The sequence below is a fragment of the Staphylococcus sp. TCBT05 genome (assembly GCF_055179755.1).
Window position 1 is genome coordinate 90887 of sequence record NZ_JBUQDQ010000005.1, and the last position, 17280, is coordinate 108166.

Genomic DNA, 17280 nt, shown 5'->3' on the forward strand with positions numbered 1-17280 from the left:
TCAGTTGTTGCTTAGAAATTATTTTTTGGATGACTGATCATTTTTGAAAGTATTTCATTATCTGTCGGTTTCCACTCGAAGTTTAGTTTTTCTAAGATGTAATTTGTCTTAAAGTCTAATACTTCAAAGTGAGATTTGTTAAACATATTGTTATCTAGGATGCCTGTGTGTAATAAGAAATCATTTATTTCATCACTCTTAATACCTTGTTCAATACATTCCATTAAGAAGTCCATAAAGTCATTCCATTGAATATTCTCGATGTGATAATCATGTTGATTATAAACATTCATCAATTGAGTTAATGTAAGATGATGTGTGTTGTAAATGTGATGAATCTCATTCGTCAACTGGTTGTTTTTAATCAATGTACTACAAGCTTCAGCGGCTTGGTCTACTGGTGTGAACTCTAAGCTATCATCTGGTAAGTCTGGGAATTTTTCCAGTTTCTTGAATGATTTAATAACGCTATAGAAGGCGTTATTTTCTTCATTTTTCTGGAATAAACCAGTTCGAGAATCACACTGTAAGTTACCCAGTCTGTAAATATTTGTTTCTACACCTTGTTTACGGCTATCGATTAATATTTTTTCAGCTTCAATTTTACCATCTAAGTACACGTTGTTTGGTTTTTGACCAATATCTACATCGTATTCAGAGAATGTTAATTGTGCCTTGTCTTCAACTTTACCTGAAGCAATTGAAATGGTAGACATATGGTGAATTTCTTTTGCTTTACCATCTTGTGCAAATTGGATAATTTGTTCAATACCACCAACGTTGGCACCATATGATGCATCTTTTGTTGCAAAGTGATTTACATTGGCTGCAGCATTAACAATTAAATCAATTTCTTCTGACAATGCTGCATATGTTGATTCACCCATACCTAATTGAGGTGATTCGATATTACCTTCAACAATGTGAATTCTATTTGCAAATGACTCATCAATTTGAGATTCAAAATAGTAAACCCAGTTGTTATGCAATTTCGTTTCTCCAGTAATCTCTTTATTACTTCGAACCATCACATAGATATCAAAGTCAGTATCTTCTAATAAGTTGTTTAGTAAATAAATACCAAAGAATCCAGTCGCACCTGTGAGTAATACATTTTTATTAGACTTAACCGCTTCAACATCAATAACCTCATAATTTGCTGCACTATTTTCTTTATAGCTTTCAATTTCTTGAATGAAATCATTGCTGAATTGATGTGGCTGTTCTAAGTTAAACTCTTTTAACGATGCTAACTTAGTCAATAAGTTCGTGTCAGCACTATCATCTAACGCTTCGCTGATGCGCTCTATCGTCTGTAGCTCAAACAAGTCTTTAATAGAAATATTATATGTCTTAGATAACTCTGAAGTTAACTTGATTGCTTTAATTGAATCGCCACCAATTTCAAAGAAGTTATCGTACACGCCAACTTGCTCTACATTCAAGACATGCTTAACTGCTTCAACTATTGTTGCTTCAGTTTCATTTCTAGGCTCAACATAAGTCTTGCTTTCTACCTCAATTTCAGGTAATGCGCGTTTATTCAATTTACCATTTGCAGTCAACGGTAATTGCTCGATTTGCATCATATATGCAGGAACCATGTAGTCAGGTACTTTCTTCCCTAATTCAGCTTTGATATCACTGAATGAGATTTCTTGATCTGAAACTAAGTAAGCGCAAATAGATAAATCATCTCCAACCATTTGTCTAACGATTACACCTACATCTGATATACCATCAATTCTACGTAAATGACTCGCAATTTCTCCAAGCTCAATACGGTAACCACGGATCTTAACTTGTTCATCGATACGTCCAATATATTCAAGTTCACCATCTGCTCTCCATTTTGCTAAGTCACCAGAACGATATAATTTACCTTCACCAAATGGATTGTCGATAAATTGTTGTTCTGTTAAGCCTGGACGGTTTAAATAACCATGTGTAACTGCAATGCCACCGATACAAAGCTCGCCAGGAACACCAATACCCATTAGATTATTCTTCTCATTTAAAATATAAATTTGAACATTTGAGATTGGTCTACCAATCGGAATAATATCGTATGTTTCACTTGGATATAGTGGATTACACACCACTTCAATCGATGCTTCTGTTGGTCCATATAAATCTATAAGTAGAGAATTATTTGGTCTACCCAGCAAGTCATTAAATCGATTAACTTGTTCTGGTTTCAACGCTTCGCCACTTGATGGAATATAGTTTATTGACGCAATATCATCCATTCTATTTGTGGACTTAATGTAATCAATAAATACCCCTAGCATTGACGGTACAAAGTGAACCATTGTAATTTCATGTTCTTGAATCATTGTTGCTAGTTTATCTGGGTTACCTTCTTCTCCAGATGGTAGCAGTACTAATTGTGCACCTACCATAGCAAATCCAAAGATTTCCCAAACAGACACATCAAATGTATAAAGTGTCTTGAATAGTACCTTGTCTTCACTATTAATGTCGAATTCTTTAATCATCCAATTAATTCGGTTCATAACACCTTCGTATGATACGATTACGCCTTTTGGATTACCTGTAGTACCAGATGTGTAAATGATATACATTAAATCATCGGCAGTGACAACACTTGGTAAATTCTCAGTTGGCAGATGTTCTAATTCAGACTTGTCAGCTAAGTTAATGATGTGACCTTCATACTCAATCTGCTCATCTAGTGTCGCATCCGTCAATAATATCTTAGGTTGGCTGTCGTTTAGCATATAGTTAATACGATCCGTTGGATTGTGAGGATCAATTGGTACATATGCGCCGCCTGCTTTTAAGATACCGTAAATACCAATCATCATCTCTAAACTACGTTGTGTCAGCATTCCAACTACCATGTTTGGTTTTACGCCTTCAGCACGTAATTTATATGCAAGTTGATTTGCTTTATCGTTCAACTCTTGGTACGTCAAACTTTCTCCTTCATAAACGATGGCAGTACGATTCGGTGTTTGTTCAACTTGTGCTTCGAAATGATCCATAAATATACGTCTATTATCTAAAGTTTCACGCGTATTATTGAACTCACCAAGGATTAACGTTCGCTCATCGGCTGTTGCCATATTAATATCGCCAATATTATGTTCTGGTTGTTGTACGACATTAGCTAATAGTTCAATGTAATGTGCCAACATACGTTCAACTGTTTGATGTTCGAAAAGTTCCGCACCGTATTCAATAGAAACCTTATAATCGCCATCATCTTCAATCATCATGTTTAAGTCGAACTTAGCGTTGATATTTGTTGCTTCTTTCGGTTCAACAATCCAATCTTCGATATCTAGACTTTCTTTTTCATTATTTTGCAGTGTGAATAACACATCAAATAATGGATTTCTTGTTAGATCACGTTTTTCTACGATTTCGTCGACTAATTCTTCCAATGGATATTCTTGATGGTCATATGCCTTCAATGAAACATCTTTCACTTCATTTAACAATTGTTTAAATGATTTATTACTTTCAGGATATGCTCGCATTGGTAATGTATTTACAAACATGCCGACGATATTTTCAGTATCTTGGTGTGTACGACCAGCAATTGAACTGCCGACAACAACATCTTCTTGTCTGCTGTATTTATGCAATAACACCATAAATGAAGACAATAGAATCATGAAGTCTGTACAACCTGTTTTTTGTGTTAGACGATTGATTGCATGTCTAGTTTCTGCTGGTATTTGTGCACTTACTGTCTTACCAGTAAAGCTTTGTGATTTCGGTCTTGTGAAATCATACGGTAAGTCTAATACAGGTGCCTCTTCTTTAAATTGTGATAACCAGAACTCACGTTGTTCACTTAAATCACGTGTACTCATCCATTCGCTATAGTCTTTATATTGTACTTTCAACTCTTCTAATGTTTGATCGTGATATAAAGCCGTAAATTCTTTAATGATTAAATTAATTGAAAAACCATCTGAAATAACATGGTGAATATCAAATAATAATACATAACGTGACTCTGCTACTTTGACAATTTTAACTTTTAGCAATGGCGCTTGGCTTAAATCAAATGGTTGTACGAAATCATCTAATAATGTTTCGTAATGATCTGTACTAATTTCAGCATATTCTACATTGATTTCAGCTGAATCGTTAATCACTTGAACAGGTTCACCATCGATTGTTTCGAAGTGAGTACGCAATGTTTCATGACGTTCTATTAATGTTTGGAATACATTTTGCACACGTTCAGGATCAACTTCACCTTGAATTTCTAACATACTTGGCATATTATATGCGGTTTGACCTTTCACCATTTCATTAAGGACATAAAGTCGTTTTTGTGGTGATGAAGTTGTATAGTATGGCTGTTCTGCTGCTACTGGAATATGTTGTGCCGTTGTTTCATTCGCATGTTCATCAACAACTTTAGCTAGTTGAGCTATTGTTGGATTTTCAAACATAGCCTTCAATGGTAAACGCACACCGTTTGTAGCTTCAATCTTATTAATAATACCAATCGCTTTTAATGAATGACCACCAATTTCAAAGAAATTATCGTGAATACTTACTTGATCGATATTAAGATTAGCTTCATATATAGCTGCTAGCATTGCTTCTGTATCATTCGTAGGTGCTACGTATGCTTTACTTTCCACTTTGATTTCAGGTAATTTTTTCTTATCTAATTTACCGTTTGAAGTCACAGGTAACTGATCAATCTGCATCATATATGACGGTACCATATAGTCTGGTAATTTTTGACTTAATATAGCTTTTACATCATCATTATCGACTGCTTTATCAGATACGAGATATGCACAAATTGCTAACTCTTCTCCTGCCATTGGTTTAGCAACGACTGCTACATCTGAAATGTAATCAATTTGTCCTAGTAAGCTTTCAATTTCACCTAACTCAATACGGTAACCTCTAATCTTAACTTGCTCATCAATACGACCAAGATATTCTACGTTACCATTCGCACTCCATTTAGCTAAGTCGCCTGTACGGTATAACTTTCCTTCGCCGAATGGATTGTCGATAAATTTCTCTGCTGTTAAATCTGGTCTGTTGAGGTAACCTTTTGTCACACCAACACCGCCGATACAGAGTTCTCCAGGAACGCCAATACCCATTAGATTATTATCTTCATTCATGATATAAGCTTGAATATTAGCAATTGGTTTACCAATAGGAATCGTGTCATATGTTTGATCTGCAGTACATGGATAATAGATTACTTCAATAGAAGCTTCTGTTGGTCCATATAAGTCAATCAACAATGAATCATTTTGCTTACCAATGATTGCATTAAATTGATTTACTTGTTCTGGTTTCAATGCTTCTCCACTTGCCAATACATAATTAACTGTCGCAATGTTCTCTACTTTGTTAGTTGATTTTATAAAATCAATAAACACACCTAACATAGATGGCACAAAGTGTACCATTGAGATTTGATGTTGTTCTAATAGATCAGTAATTTTTTCTGGATTACTCTCTTCTCCAGATGGTAATAGCACGGCTTGACCACCTATCATAGCGAATCCAAAGATTTCCCATACCGACACATCAAATGTAAATGGTGTCTTGAACAGAATCGTATCTTCACTACTAATATGATATTTATCAATCATCCAGTTCAGACGATTCATGACACCTTTATAAGGTACCATTACACCTTTAGGCTTACCTGTTGTACCTGATGTATAGATAATGTACATCAAGTTATCAACTGTAGTTACAGGTTCTAAATTGTCTGTTGCTTGTGTTGCAATCATCGTGTCTTCAGTCAAATCAACAACTTTATTATCAAATTCAATTGATTCATCTAATGCTTGATCTGTCAGCAGTACACTTGGTTGACTATCACCTAAGATATAGTTAATACGATCACTTGGATAATTAGGGTCAATCGGTACATAGGCACCACCCGCTTTTAAGATACCGTATATACCAATCATCATTTCTAAACTACGATTTGTCAGTAAACCGACTGGCGCATCAGGCACAATGCCTTCCACACGTAAATAATTAGCTAATTGATTTGCCTTCGCATTGAGTGCTTGATAAGTCAAGCTAACCCCTTCATATGTGATGGCTGTCTGTTTTGGTGTTTTAGCGACTTGTGCCTCAAATCTTTCTAAAAACGTTTTTGTATTATTTAATGGGACATCGGTATTATTGAATTCATTAAATATAATATCTTGTTCTTGTTGTGTAATCATTTCTAGATGACTGATGTTTTGTTCAGGTTGTTGTACGCTGTGCTCTAAGATTTCAACATAATGTGCCAACATACGTTCAACCGTGTCACGATCGAAGAGTTCTTGCGCGAATTCAAGAGCAATGCTATAACCATTATCATCAAATATTGTCATGCTCAAATCAAATTTAGCATTAGTCGTTGATGGTTCTTTGTGTTCTACTGACCAGTCATCAATTTGCAAGCTTTCTTTTTCATTATTTTGTAACGTGAATAGCACATCGAACAATGGATTACGTGTTAAATCACGTGTCTCAACAATTTCATCTACAAGTTCTTCTAATGGATATTCTTGATTATCAAATGCTTGTAATGATGTTGCTTTCACTTCTTCAAGCAATTGTTTAAATGATTTGTCACGCTCTGGGTAGGCACGCATTGCTAACGTGTTAACAAACATACCTAACATTTGCTCTGTTTCTTTATGTGTACGACCAGAGATCGGACTACCTACAACGATATCTTCTTGTCTACTATATTTATGCAATAGCACCATAAATGATGATAACAAGATCATATAATCCGTTGCACCGGTATCTTGCGCTAATTGTTGAATTGCATTTCTTGTTGCTTCAGAAATAGATACATTAACTGATTCACCTGTGTAACTTTGATGGTTTGTACGTGAATAATCATAAGGTAAATCAAGTACTGGTGCTTCATCTTTAAACTGAGACAACCAGAATTCACGTTGTTCATTTAAGTCACGTGTATGCATCCATTCACTGTAATCTTTATATTGTACATTTAAAGGTTCTAAAGTTTGATTATGATACAACTCTGTAAATTCTTTAATAATAAGATTAATAGAGAATCCATCAGAGATAATATGATGCATATCAAATAAAAGTACATAACGTTGTTCTGCACATTTAACCACTTTCACTCTTAATAAAGGTGCTTGTTCTAAGTTAAATGGTCTAATGAACGCATTTAATAATGGTTCATAATCTTCTGTATAAGCAACCTCATATTCTACATTTATTTGAACTTTATCTTCGACAATTTGTACCGGTTCACCTTCAACTGTATCAAAGTGTGTACGTAATGCTTCATGACGGTTCACTAATTTTTGGAATGCATTTTGAACACGTTCAACATCAACAGTCCCTCTAATTTCTAACATACTTGGCATATTATAAGATGTTTGACCGTCCATCATTTCATTCAATACGTATAGACGTTTTTGTGGTGATGATGCTAGATAATGTGTCTTAGTTTCAGCCAATGGTATCTCTTGAGTTGATGATGCAGTCGCTTCATTTTCGATAGCTCTAGCTAATTGTGCCACTGTCGAATTTTCAAAAATTGTCTTCAACGGTACACGTACAGATAATTGGCTTTCTAGTTCGTTAATAACACTAATTGCTCTTAGTGAATGTCCGCCTATTTCAAAGAAGTTATCTGTTGCACCTACGCGTTCAATATTTAACACGTTGCCAAAGATTGTCGCAATTGTCTCTTCCATTTCATCACGTGGTTCAACATAGGCTTTTGCCTCTAATTCAATATCTGGAAGTCCTTTTTTATCTAATTTACCGTTAGCTGTAACTGGCAATTGTTCAATTTGCGTCATATATGTTGGAATCATATACTCAGGTAATTTCTTAGATAGGACCGCTCTTACTACGTCAAAATCTATCGTACGATCTGAAACAAGATATGCAGCGATCATTGCTTCGTCACTACCTTGTGGTGCTTTAGTGACTACAGCAGCTTCAGATACTGCATCGATTTGAGCAATCAAACTTTCAATTTCACCTAATTCAATACGGTAACCGCGTATCTTGACTTGTTCGTCAATTCTACCAAGATATTCTAATTGTCCATCTTTTCTCCATTTTACTAAATCGCCTGTGCGATACATTTTGCCAGAACCAAATGGATTATCAACGTACTTCTCAGCAGTTAAATCTGGTCTATTCAAGTAACCTTGTGTGACATTTGCACCACCGATACACAATTCACCAGGTACACCAATACCTAACAAGTTATTATCTTCATTTAAGACATAACCTTGTGAGTTGGCAATAGGTCTACCGATAGGAACCTCTGTATAAGTTTGACCTGCAAAGACAGGATAATATGTTACCTCAACAGTTGTTTCAGTAGGTCCATATAAGTTGTATAGCAATGTTTGATTTGGTCCACCTAACAAGTGATTAAATTGATTTACATAGTCTACTTTTAGTGTTTCACCACTTGTAAATACATGATTTAACGAAACAATATCATCTTGACGGTGTGTTGTCTTAATGAAATCTATAAAGACGCTTAACATTGATGGTACAAAGTGTGCCATCGTAATATTATACGCATCGATTACGGAAGCTATCTTCTCTGGGTTACTTTCTTCTCCTGAGCGTAGCATGATAATTTCGCCACCCATAACTGCCCAACCAAAGACTTCCCAAATAGATACATCAAAGGTAAATGGTGTTTTGAATAATATTTTATCTGTAGAACCTAATTCGAAATAATCAACCATCCAATTAAGACGATTCATTACACTACTGTATGGAACCATAACACCTTTAGGTTTACCTGTTGTACCTGATGTATAGATAATATACATTAAGTTTGTTTCATCTGTAACATGTGCCAAATTATCTGTTGGTAAGCTATCAAGGAAGGAATTATTTGTTAACTTGATAATTTCCTTTTCGTATTTTATACCATAGCTTATATTTTCATCCGTGAGCAATACACGTGGATTACTATCTTCTAAAATGAAATTCGTACGCTCATGTGGATGATTTGGATCCAACGGTACATATGCGCCACCTGCTTTTAAAATGCCATAAATACCAATCATCATTTCTAAACGACGTTGTGACATTATACCTACTAGGTCATTAGGTTTAACGCCCTCATTACGTAATTGATACGCCACTTGGTTTGCACGTTCGTTCAGTGCTTTATACGTTAATGTTTCACCTTCAAATGTAATTGCTACTTTTTCTGGTGATTGTGCCGCATGTTGTTCGAAACGTTCAACAAGTGTCACAGTGTTATCCAATGGCTGATCCGTATCATTGAATTGGTTCAAGATAAGTTCAGTTTCTGCTGTTGTTATAATGTCGATATCACTAATAAGTTGTTCTGGTTGCTGCGTTGCATTCGCAATCACTTCGATAAAGTGGTTTAACATACGTTCAACCGTATCTTTATCAAATAATTCTTCCGCATATTCTAACGAAACTTTATAGCCATCATTCTCATGAATTGTCATACTTAAATCAAATTTAGCATTAGTATAAGAGGCTTCCTTTTCTTCAACTGACCAATCTGATATTTCCAGACTATTTTTCTCATTATTTTGTAATGTGAATAGCACATCGAATAATGGATTACGTGTTAAATCACGTGTTTCAACAATTTCATCGACAAGTGCTTCTAACGGATATTCTTGATTATCAAAGGCATTTAACGATTGGTCCTTCACTTCTGATAAGAATTGTGCAAATGATTTTCCACTTTCAGGGTAAGCACGCATTGGTAAAGTATTAACAAACATACCAATCATATTTTCTGTATCTCTATGTGTACGCCCAGATATTGGACTACCTACAACGATATCTTCCTGACGGCTATATTTATGCAACAGTACCATAAATGATGATAATAACACCATGTAATCCGTACTGCCTGTTGCTTGAGTCAATTGTTGAATATGACGCTGAACAGATGTAGGCATATCTACAGTTACCGTTTTACCTGTGAAACTTTGTTGGTTGGGTCTTGAATGATCATACGGTAAATCAAGTACTGGCGCTTCATGCTCAAATTGACTTAACCAGAACTGACGCTGACTATCCAAGTCTCTTGAGCGCATCCATTCACTATAATCTTTATATTGTACATCTAATGGCTCTACCGCTTGACCATGATATAGCGCTGTAAATTCTTTGATAATCAAATTAATAGAGAAGCCATCAGAAACGATATGGTGCATATCAAACAATAAGATAAAACGTTGTTCTGATACTTTAACTATACTAACTCTAATTAACGGTGCCTTACTTAAGTCAAAAGGTTGTACAAAGTCACTTAATATACGCTCATAATCATCTGTCGTTACCTCATCGTAATCAACGACTACCGATGCAGAATCATTTATCACCTGTACAGGCTCTCCATCTTTAGTTTCAAAATGCGTTCTTAATGCTTCATGACGATCTACGATTGTTTGAAAAGCATCTTGCACACGCGCAACATCTACATTACCTTTGATTTCTAACATACTTGGCATATTGTAAGCCGTTTGACCATCTACCATTTCATTTAACACATATAAACGTTTTTGAGGTGATGAAGTCAGATAATATGGCTGCTGCTCTGCTTGCGGAATACTTTGAGTGCTCGCATCTACCGCATATTGTTCAACCGTTTTAGCTAATTGTAGAATCGTTGGACTTTCAAAAATAATTTTTAGTGGCAAACGTGTGCCAATTCGACTTTCTATTTGGTTAATAATGCCAATTGCTCTTAATGAGTGTCCACCGATTTCAAAGAAATTGTCAGTGATACTAACTTGTTTTAAATTTAAGACATCTTCATAAATTGCGACTAGCATTGTTTCCATTTCTGTCGTTGGTGCAACGTACGCCTTGCTTTCTACTTTGATTTCAGGTAATGCCTTACGATTCAACTTACCACTTTGTGTTACTGGTATGTCTTCAATTTGCATCATATAGCTTGGCACCATGTAGTCTGGTAATTTATGACTCAGCTCTAATTTGATTGCCTCTAAATCAACGTTTTGTTCAGATACTACATAAGCGCAAATCGATAACTCTCCATCTAACATAGGTTTAGTAACCACTGCTACATCTAATAAATCTGTATTTTGGCGTAATACACTATCAATTTCGCCTAATTCAATACGATAACCACGTATCTTCACCTGTTCATCAATACGTCCTAAATAAGCGATGTTTCCATCAGCATTCCAACGCGTTAAATCCCCTGTGCGGTACATTTTACCTTCACCAAATGGATTGTCGACAAACTTTTCTGCTGTCAATTCAGGTCGATTCAAATAACCATTCGTTACATTAGTACCAGCAATACATAATTCACCTGCAACACCGATACCCATTAAGTGATTGTCAGCATCTAAGATATACGCTTGTGTATTAGCAATCGGTTTACCAATTGGTATAGCATCATATTGTACATCAGCTACACAATCAAAGCTTGTTACATCAATAGTAGTTTCAGTAGGACCATAGAAATTCAATAACAATGTATTATTCTTAGTCCCAATATGTTCATTAAACTGGTTAACTAGTTCTGGTTTTAATGCTTCACCACTAGCCAACACATATCTCAAGCTTGAAATTAAATGCGCTTGATCTGTCGCTTTGATAAAGTTAATAAACACACTGAACATAGACGGCACGAAATGTACCATAGTCGCTTTATTATTATGAATAAGTGACATTATTTTTTCAGGATTACCTTCTTCACCAGATGGCAATAGCGCTGCTTGTGCACCAATCATCGCGAAACCAAACACTTCCCAAACAGACACATCAAACGTAAATGGTGTCTTAAAGGAAATTGTATCTTCGCTCGTAATACCATAGGTTTCAATAATCCAATTCAAGCGGTTCATAACACTTTCTCCAGGTACAAGTACACCTTTTGGTCTACCTGTCGTACCAGATGTATAAATAACATACATTAAGTTAGAAACATCTGTATTATGTTGCAAGTTGTCTGTTGGCAATGACCAAATTGATTTATCCGCTGTTAAATCAATCACCTTATGATTAAACACAATATTTTCATCTAATGGTTTGTCTGTCAGCAATACTGGCGCTGCACTATCTTCTAAAATGTAATTAATACGATCGACAGGATAATTTGGATCAACAGGTACGTATGCACCGCCTGCTTTTAAGATACCGAATATACCAACAATCATTTCGATACGTCGATTCGTCATGACTGCTACTAACGTGTCTGCACCGACACCTTCATCACGCAATTTATACGCAACTTGGTTTACACGTTCGTTCAATGCTTGATAAGTCAAACTTTCCCCTTCAAAGGTAAGTGCCACTTTATCAGGTGCTTTGGCCACTTGCTGTTCAAAACGCTCAACAAATGTTTGCGTGTTATTATAAGGCATCTCAGTATCATTAAAGTCATTAAGAATTAAGTGCTGCTCTTGTTCAGTAATTAATTCTAATTCACTAATTTTATACTCAGGATGCATAGTAATTTCAGCTACAAGTTCCATAAAGTGTTCCAACATACGTTCAATTGTTTCAGATTCAAACAACTCTTCAGCATATTCTAACGCCACACTATAACCATCATTGTCATAAATTGTCATACTTAAATCGAATTTAGCATTTGTAACTGACGACTCTACTTGTCTTGTAGACCAGTCATCAATTTGGAAGCTTTCGTTTTCAGTGTTTTGTAATGTAAATAACACATCAAACAATGGATTACGTGTTAAATCACGCTTTTCTACGATTTCTTCAACTAGTGATTCTAATGGATATTCTTGATTATCAAAGGCTTCTAATGATGTTGTCTTTACTTCATCTAATAACTGCGTAAATGATTTATTTCGTTCAGGGTTTGAACGCATCGCCAATGTATTAACAAACATTCCGAGCATATTTTCAGTATCTTTATGCGTACGGCCAGAAATTGGGCTACCTACAACGATGTCTTCTTGACGACTATATTTATGCAATAGCACCATAAATGAAGAAAGTAAGATCATATAATCCGTACTACCAGTCTGTTGAGATAATGACTGAATCGCACGTTTAGTTTGTTCCGGCATTTCGAGACTTATCGTCTTACCAGTAAAACTTTGTTGGTTAGGTCGCCCGTGATCGTATGGTAAATCAAGTACTGGCGCTTCTTCTTCAAATTGTGATAACCAGAACTGACGCTGATCATCCAAGTCTCTTGAACGCATCCATTCACTGTAATCTTTATATTGAATAGCTAATTCATCTAATTCACGACCTTTATATAGCGCCGTAAATTCTTTAATAATGATATTGATAGATAAGCCATCCGAAATTATGTGATGCATATCAAATAGTAATACATAACGTTTTTCATCACATTTCACTACTTTAACTCTTAGTAATGGCGCGTTAGCTAAATCAAATGGTCTAACAAAATCACTTAATAATTGATCATAATCAGACGTTGCTATTTCTTCATAACCTACTGTAATCTCACCTTGTTTATCTATGATTTGAACCGGTTCACCATCAACAGTATCAAAGTGCGTTCTCAACGCTTCGTGACGTTCAACAAGTGCTTGGAATGCGCTTTGTACACGATTAACATCTACATCACCAATAATTTCTAACATACTTGCCATATTATAAGCAGTCTGACCTTCAACCATTTCATTCAACACATATAAGCGTTTTTGAGGAGAAGATGTTAGATAATATGGTTTAGTTTCTGCTTGTGGAATCGTTTGACCTGCAATTTGTGTTTCACCATTCTCAAGTAAACTAGATAATTGTGATGCCGTTGGATTGTCGAAAATAGCCTTCAAAGGCAAACGTGTAGCTGTCTTACTTTCAATTTCATTGATAACACTAATTGCTTTTAAAGAGTGACCACCAATTTGGAAGAAATTGTCAAAAACACTGACACGTTCAACATTTAGCACACTACTAAAAATGTCCACAATAGTTTGTTCCATATCATTACGTGGCGCAACATAGTCTTTACTGTCCACTTTAATGTCTGGCAATGCGCGTTTGTTTAACTTTCCGCTTTGAGATACTGGTAATGATTCAACTTGCATAATATATGCAGGAACCATATATTCAGGTAACTGTTTATTCAATTGTGCTTTGATAGCTTCTATATCAATAGACTCGTCGGATACAATATAAGCGCAAATTGACAATTCTTCATCAACTACTGGCTTTGCTACAACAGCTACATCTGCAACAATATTTTGTTGACGTAGTACATTTTCAACTTCTCCGAGCTCAATACGATATCCACGGATTTTAACTTGTTCATCAATACGACCTAAATAAGTAATATTACCATCAGTTTCCCATTTGGCTAAATCACCTGTACGATACATCTTACCTTTGCCAAAAGGATTGTCGACAAATTTTTCTGCTGTTAAATCAGGACGATTCAAATAACCATTTGTCACATTGGTACCAGCAATACATAATTCACCAGCGACACCTATAGCCATCAAGTTGTTACTGTCATTTAAAATGTATGCCTGCGTATTTGCTACCGGTTTACCAATTGGAATCATGTCATATTGTGTACCAACCTCACAATCAAAGCTTGTCACATCAATGGTTGCTTCAGTTGGACCATATAAATTAATAAGTAGCGTATCATTTTTCTCAGCAATCAATTCATTAAATTGATTTACCAATTCTGGTTTTAATGCTTCGCCACTTGCTAAGACATATCTCAAACTTGAAACCGACGCAGCTTGATTCGATGCTTTAATATAATTAATAAATACACTAAACATTGATGGTACAAAGTGAACCATGGTAGGTTGTGACGATGCAATAACAGATACAATTTTTTCAGGATTACCTTCTTCTCCTGATGGTAAAAGTACCGCTTGTGCACCAATCATACCAAAACCGAAGACTTCCCAAACAGACACATCAAACGTAAACGGTGTCTTAAAGAACACTTTGTCTTCATCTGTAATGTCATATTTATCAATTAACCAGTTCAATCGGTTCATGACACTTTCTCCGGGTACAAGCACACCTTTAGGTTTACCTGTCGTACCAGATGTGTAAATGACATACATTAGGTTAGAAACATCTGTATTATGCTCTAAATTTTCTGCAGACAACGCTTCAAATGTTTGTGTTTGAGTAATATCAATTACATTATTGTTATAGACTATTTCAGAACTTAACGGTTGATCAGTTAGCAACACCTTAGCTGCACTATCTTCCAAAATATAGTTAATACGTTCTGTAGGATAATTAGGATCAATTGGTACATAGGCGCCACCAGCCTTCAGAATGGTATATATCCCTATAATCATTTCAATTCTTCTATTTGACATAACTGCCACAAGAGAATCGGGCGTTACACCCTCAGCACGTAATTGGCGAGCCATTTGGTTAACTTTGCCATTCAATGCTTCATACGTTAAACTTTCTCCTTCAAATGTAACTGCAGTCTTGTTAGGATGTTGAGCAACCTGTTGCTCAAATCGTTGAACAAACGTCGTATCATTATTTAATGCTAATGATGAATCATTAAAGTCATTTAAAATCGTCTCTCTTTCTTCACCATTAACCACTTCAATATCTTTAATTTGTGACTCTGGTTGTTCGATCATATGATTTAATACGTGGAAGATTGTTTCATGTAAATGATAGATACCTTCTTCATCTAAAGCATCTATTTGGAAATCATAATCGATATCCATACCTTCACCATTACTTCTGTTACTCAAGTTAACACTAAGTGGCGAATTGTTTGTTCCATTATCTAACCATTCATCCGTATAACCCTCTTCGATAAACTCAGCGTCATATTGTGTGTTTTGGAAAGAAACAAAACAGTCTACTAGACCTTTTTTATTACCACTGTTTTCTACAATATAGTCATATGGATATTTTCTATGCTTTAATAGATTCAAGCTTTCTCTACGAATTTTTTCAAGGTAATCTTGAACGGTTTGTTCTGGATCTGTATCAACAATCATTGGTAATACACGTGAGAATATTCCAGTTGATGATTTTTCCTTCTTCGTATTCCTGTTATGTATAAGTAGTCCGACAGAATTGGTTGTAGAAAGTGTGTTCTTGTGTTTGATGATTTGCATAATTGCAGAGAACAAATTACTAATACTAACTCCATGCGCCTCACAGTATTGGAAGATACGCTTAGTTTCAGCTTCAGATAATTTCACACTTATTCTCTTACCTATAGCGCTATCTAACGTGGATTTATCAAATAAAATGTTGTCTTCGAAATTTTCTAACTTTTCTAACCAGAAGGCCTTGTCTTTATTAAAACGGTTTGTCGTTTCGTATTTATCTTCTGATTCTATTGCCTCAAAATAAGTAGCCCCAATATCTTCTTCAGATACAGATTTACCTAATAACTTTTTAATTAAATTATTTACAACAATCGTTACACCCCATGCGTCACTAATTAAATGATGTTGCAATAGGAAGATACCATAATATCCTTCAGGATACTTAAATACTACTGTCTTATATAATTTATCATCAAGATTAAAGATATTAGTGCTAGCTGTTTCTTTAATCCACTTTTCGTAACCTTCTTGATCTTGATAAAAATTAACAAATTCAAAATCTTCGTGTTCATAGTCTACTACATATTGTTTGTAAACACCGTCTTCTTTCGTAATTCTAATACGCAACGTATCATGTTGCTTCACTATCTCGTTGAAGGCTTCATTAATCTCATCATATGATACGTCATTTTTCATATGTACTACACCAGCGATGTTACTAATACTTGTATTCTCATAATATTGTTCAATCTGTAATATTTCTTTTTGTGCATAAGATAATAATTTTGTTTCAGTCAATGCAGCGAACCTCCTATCAATCTACAGTAAAAAATATAATAATATTATTCTATTTTATAACCAATCGTATAATATTTATTATAAGTTACAGTTGCATAAATTAATTCCTATTTATACTCTTTCTAAACATTTTAAAGTTTATTTTTGTAATATTTTTATAGAGCAATTTTGTGCTTAAAATTTAAATACAAAAATATTTTATTAATATTTTACTTTTAATGTATCAAGGGCTTTTGTGTAAGGTGAAACTTTATATAATTTTTATAGGAGTTCTATCAAATGATAATGACCGATTTATGATAGTGGTTAGAGTGCGTAAGGTATCGCATTCCACTTGGCGATATAAAATTGCATAAAAAAATACACCCTCATCTCTGAAGGTGTACTTCTTTATTGCATTATTATTCACACATTTCACACACACATATTTAATGCAATTCACACATATTATGATTAATCTTTAAATCTA

The 17280-nt window shown here is 34.9% G+C and carries 1 protein-coding gene; it reads right to left on the reverse strand.

Annotated elements, in window-relative coordinates:
- Nucleotides 1-11: 11 nt before the first annotated feature.
- Nucleotides 12-16811, reverse strand: coding sequence for an amino acid adenylation domain-containing protein (locus ACY191_RS00470; RefSeq protein ID WP_463269841.1), 16800 nt, complete (start codon nucleotides 16809-16811; stop codon nucleotides 12-14).
- Between the last annotated feature and the right edge of the window lie 469 nt (nucleotides 16812-17280).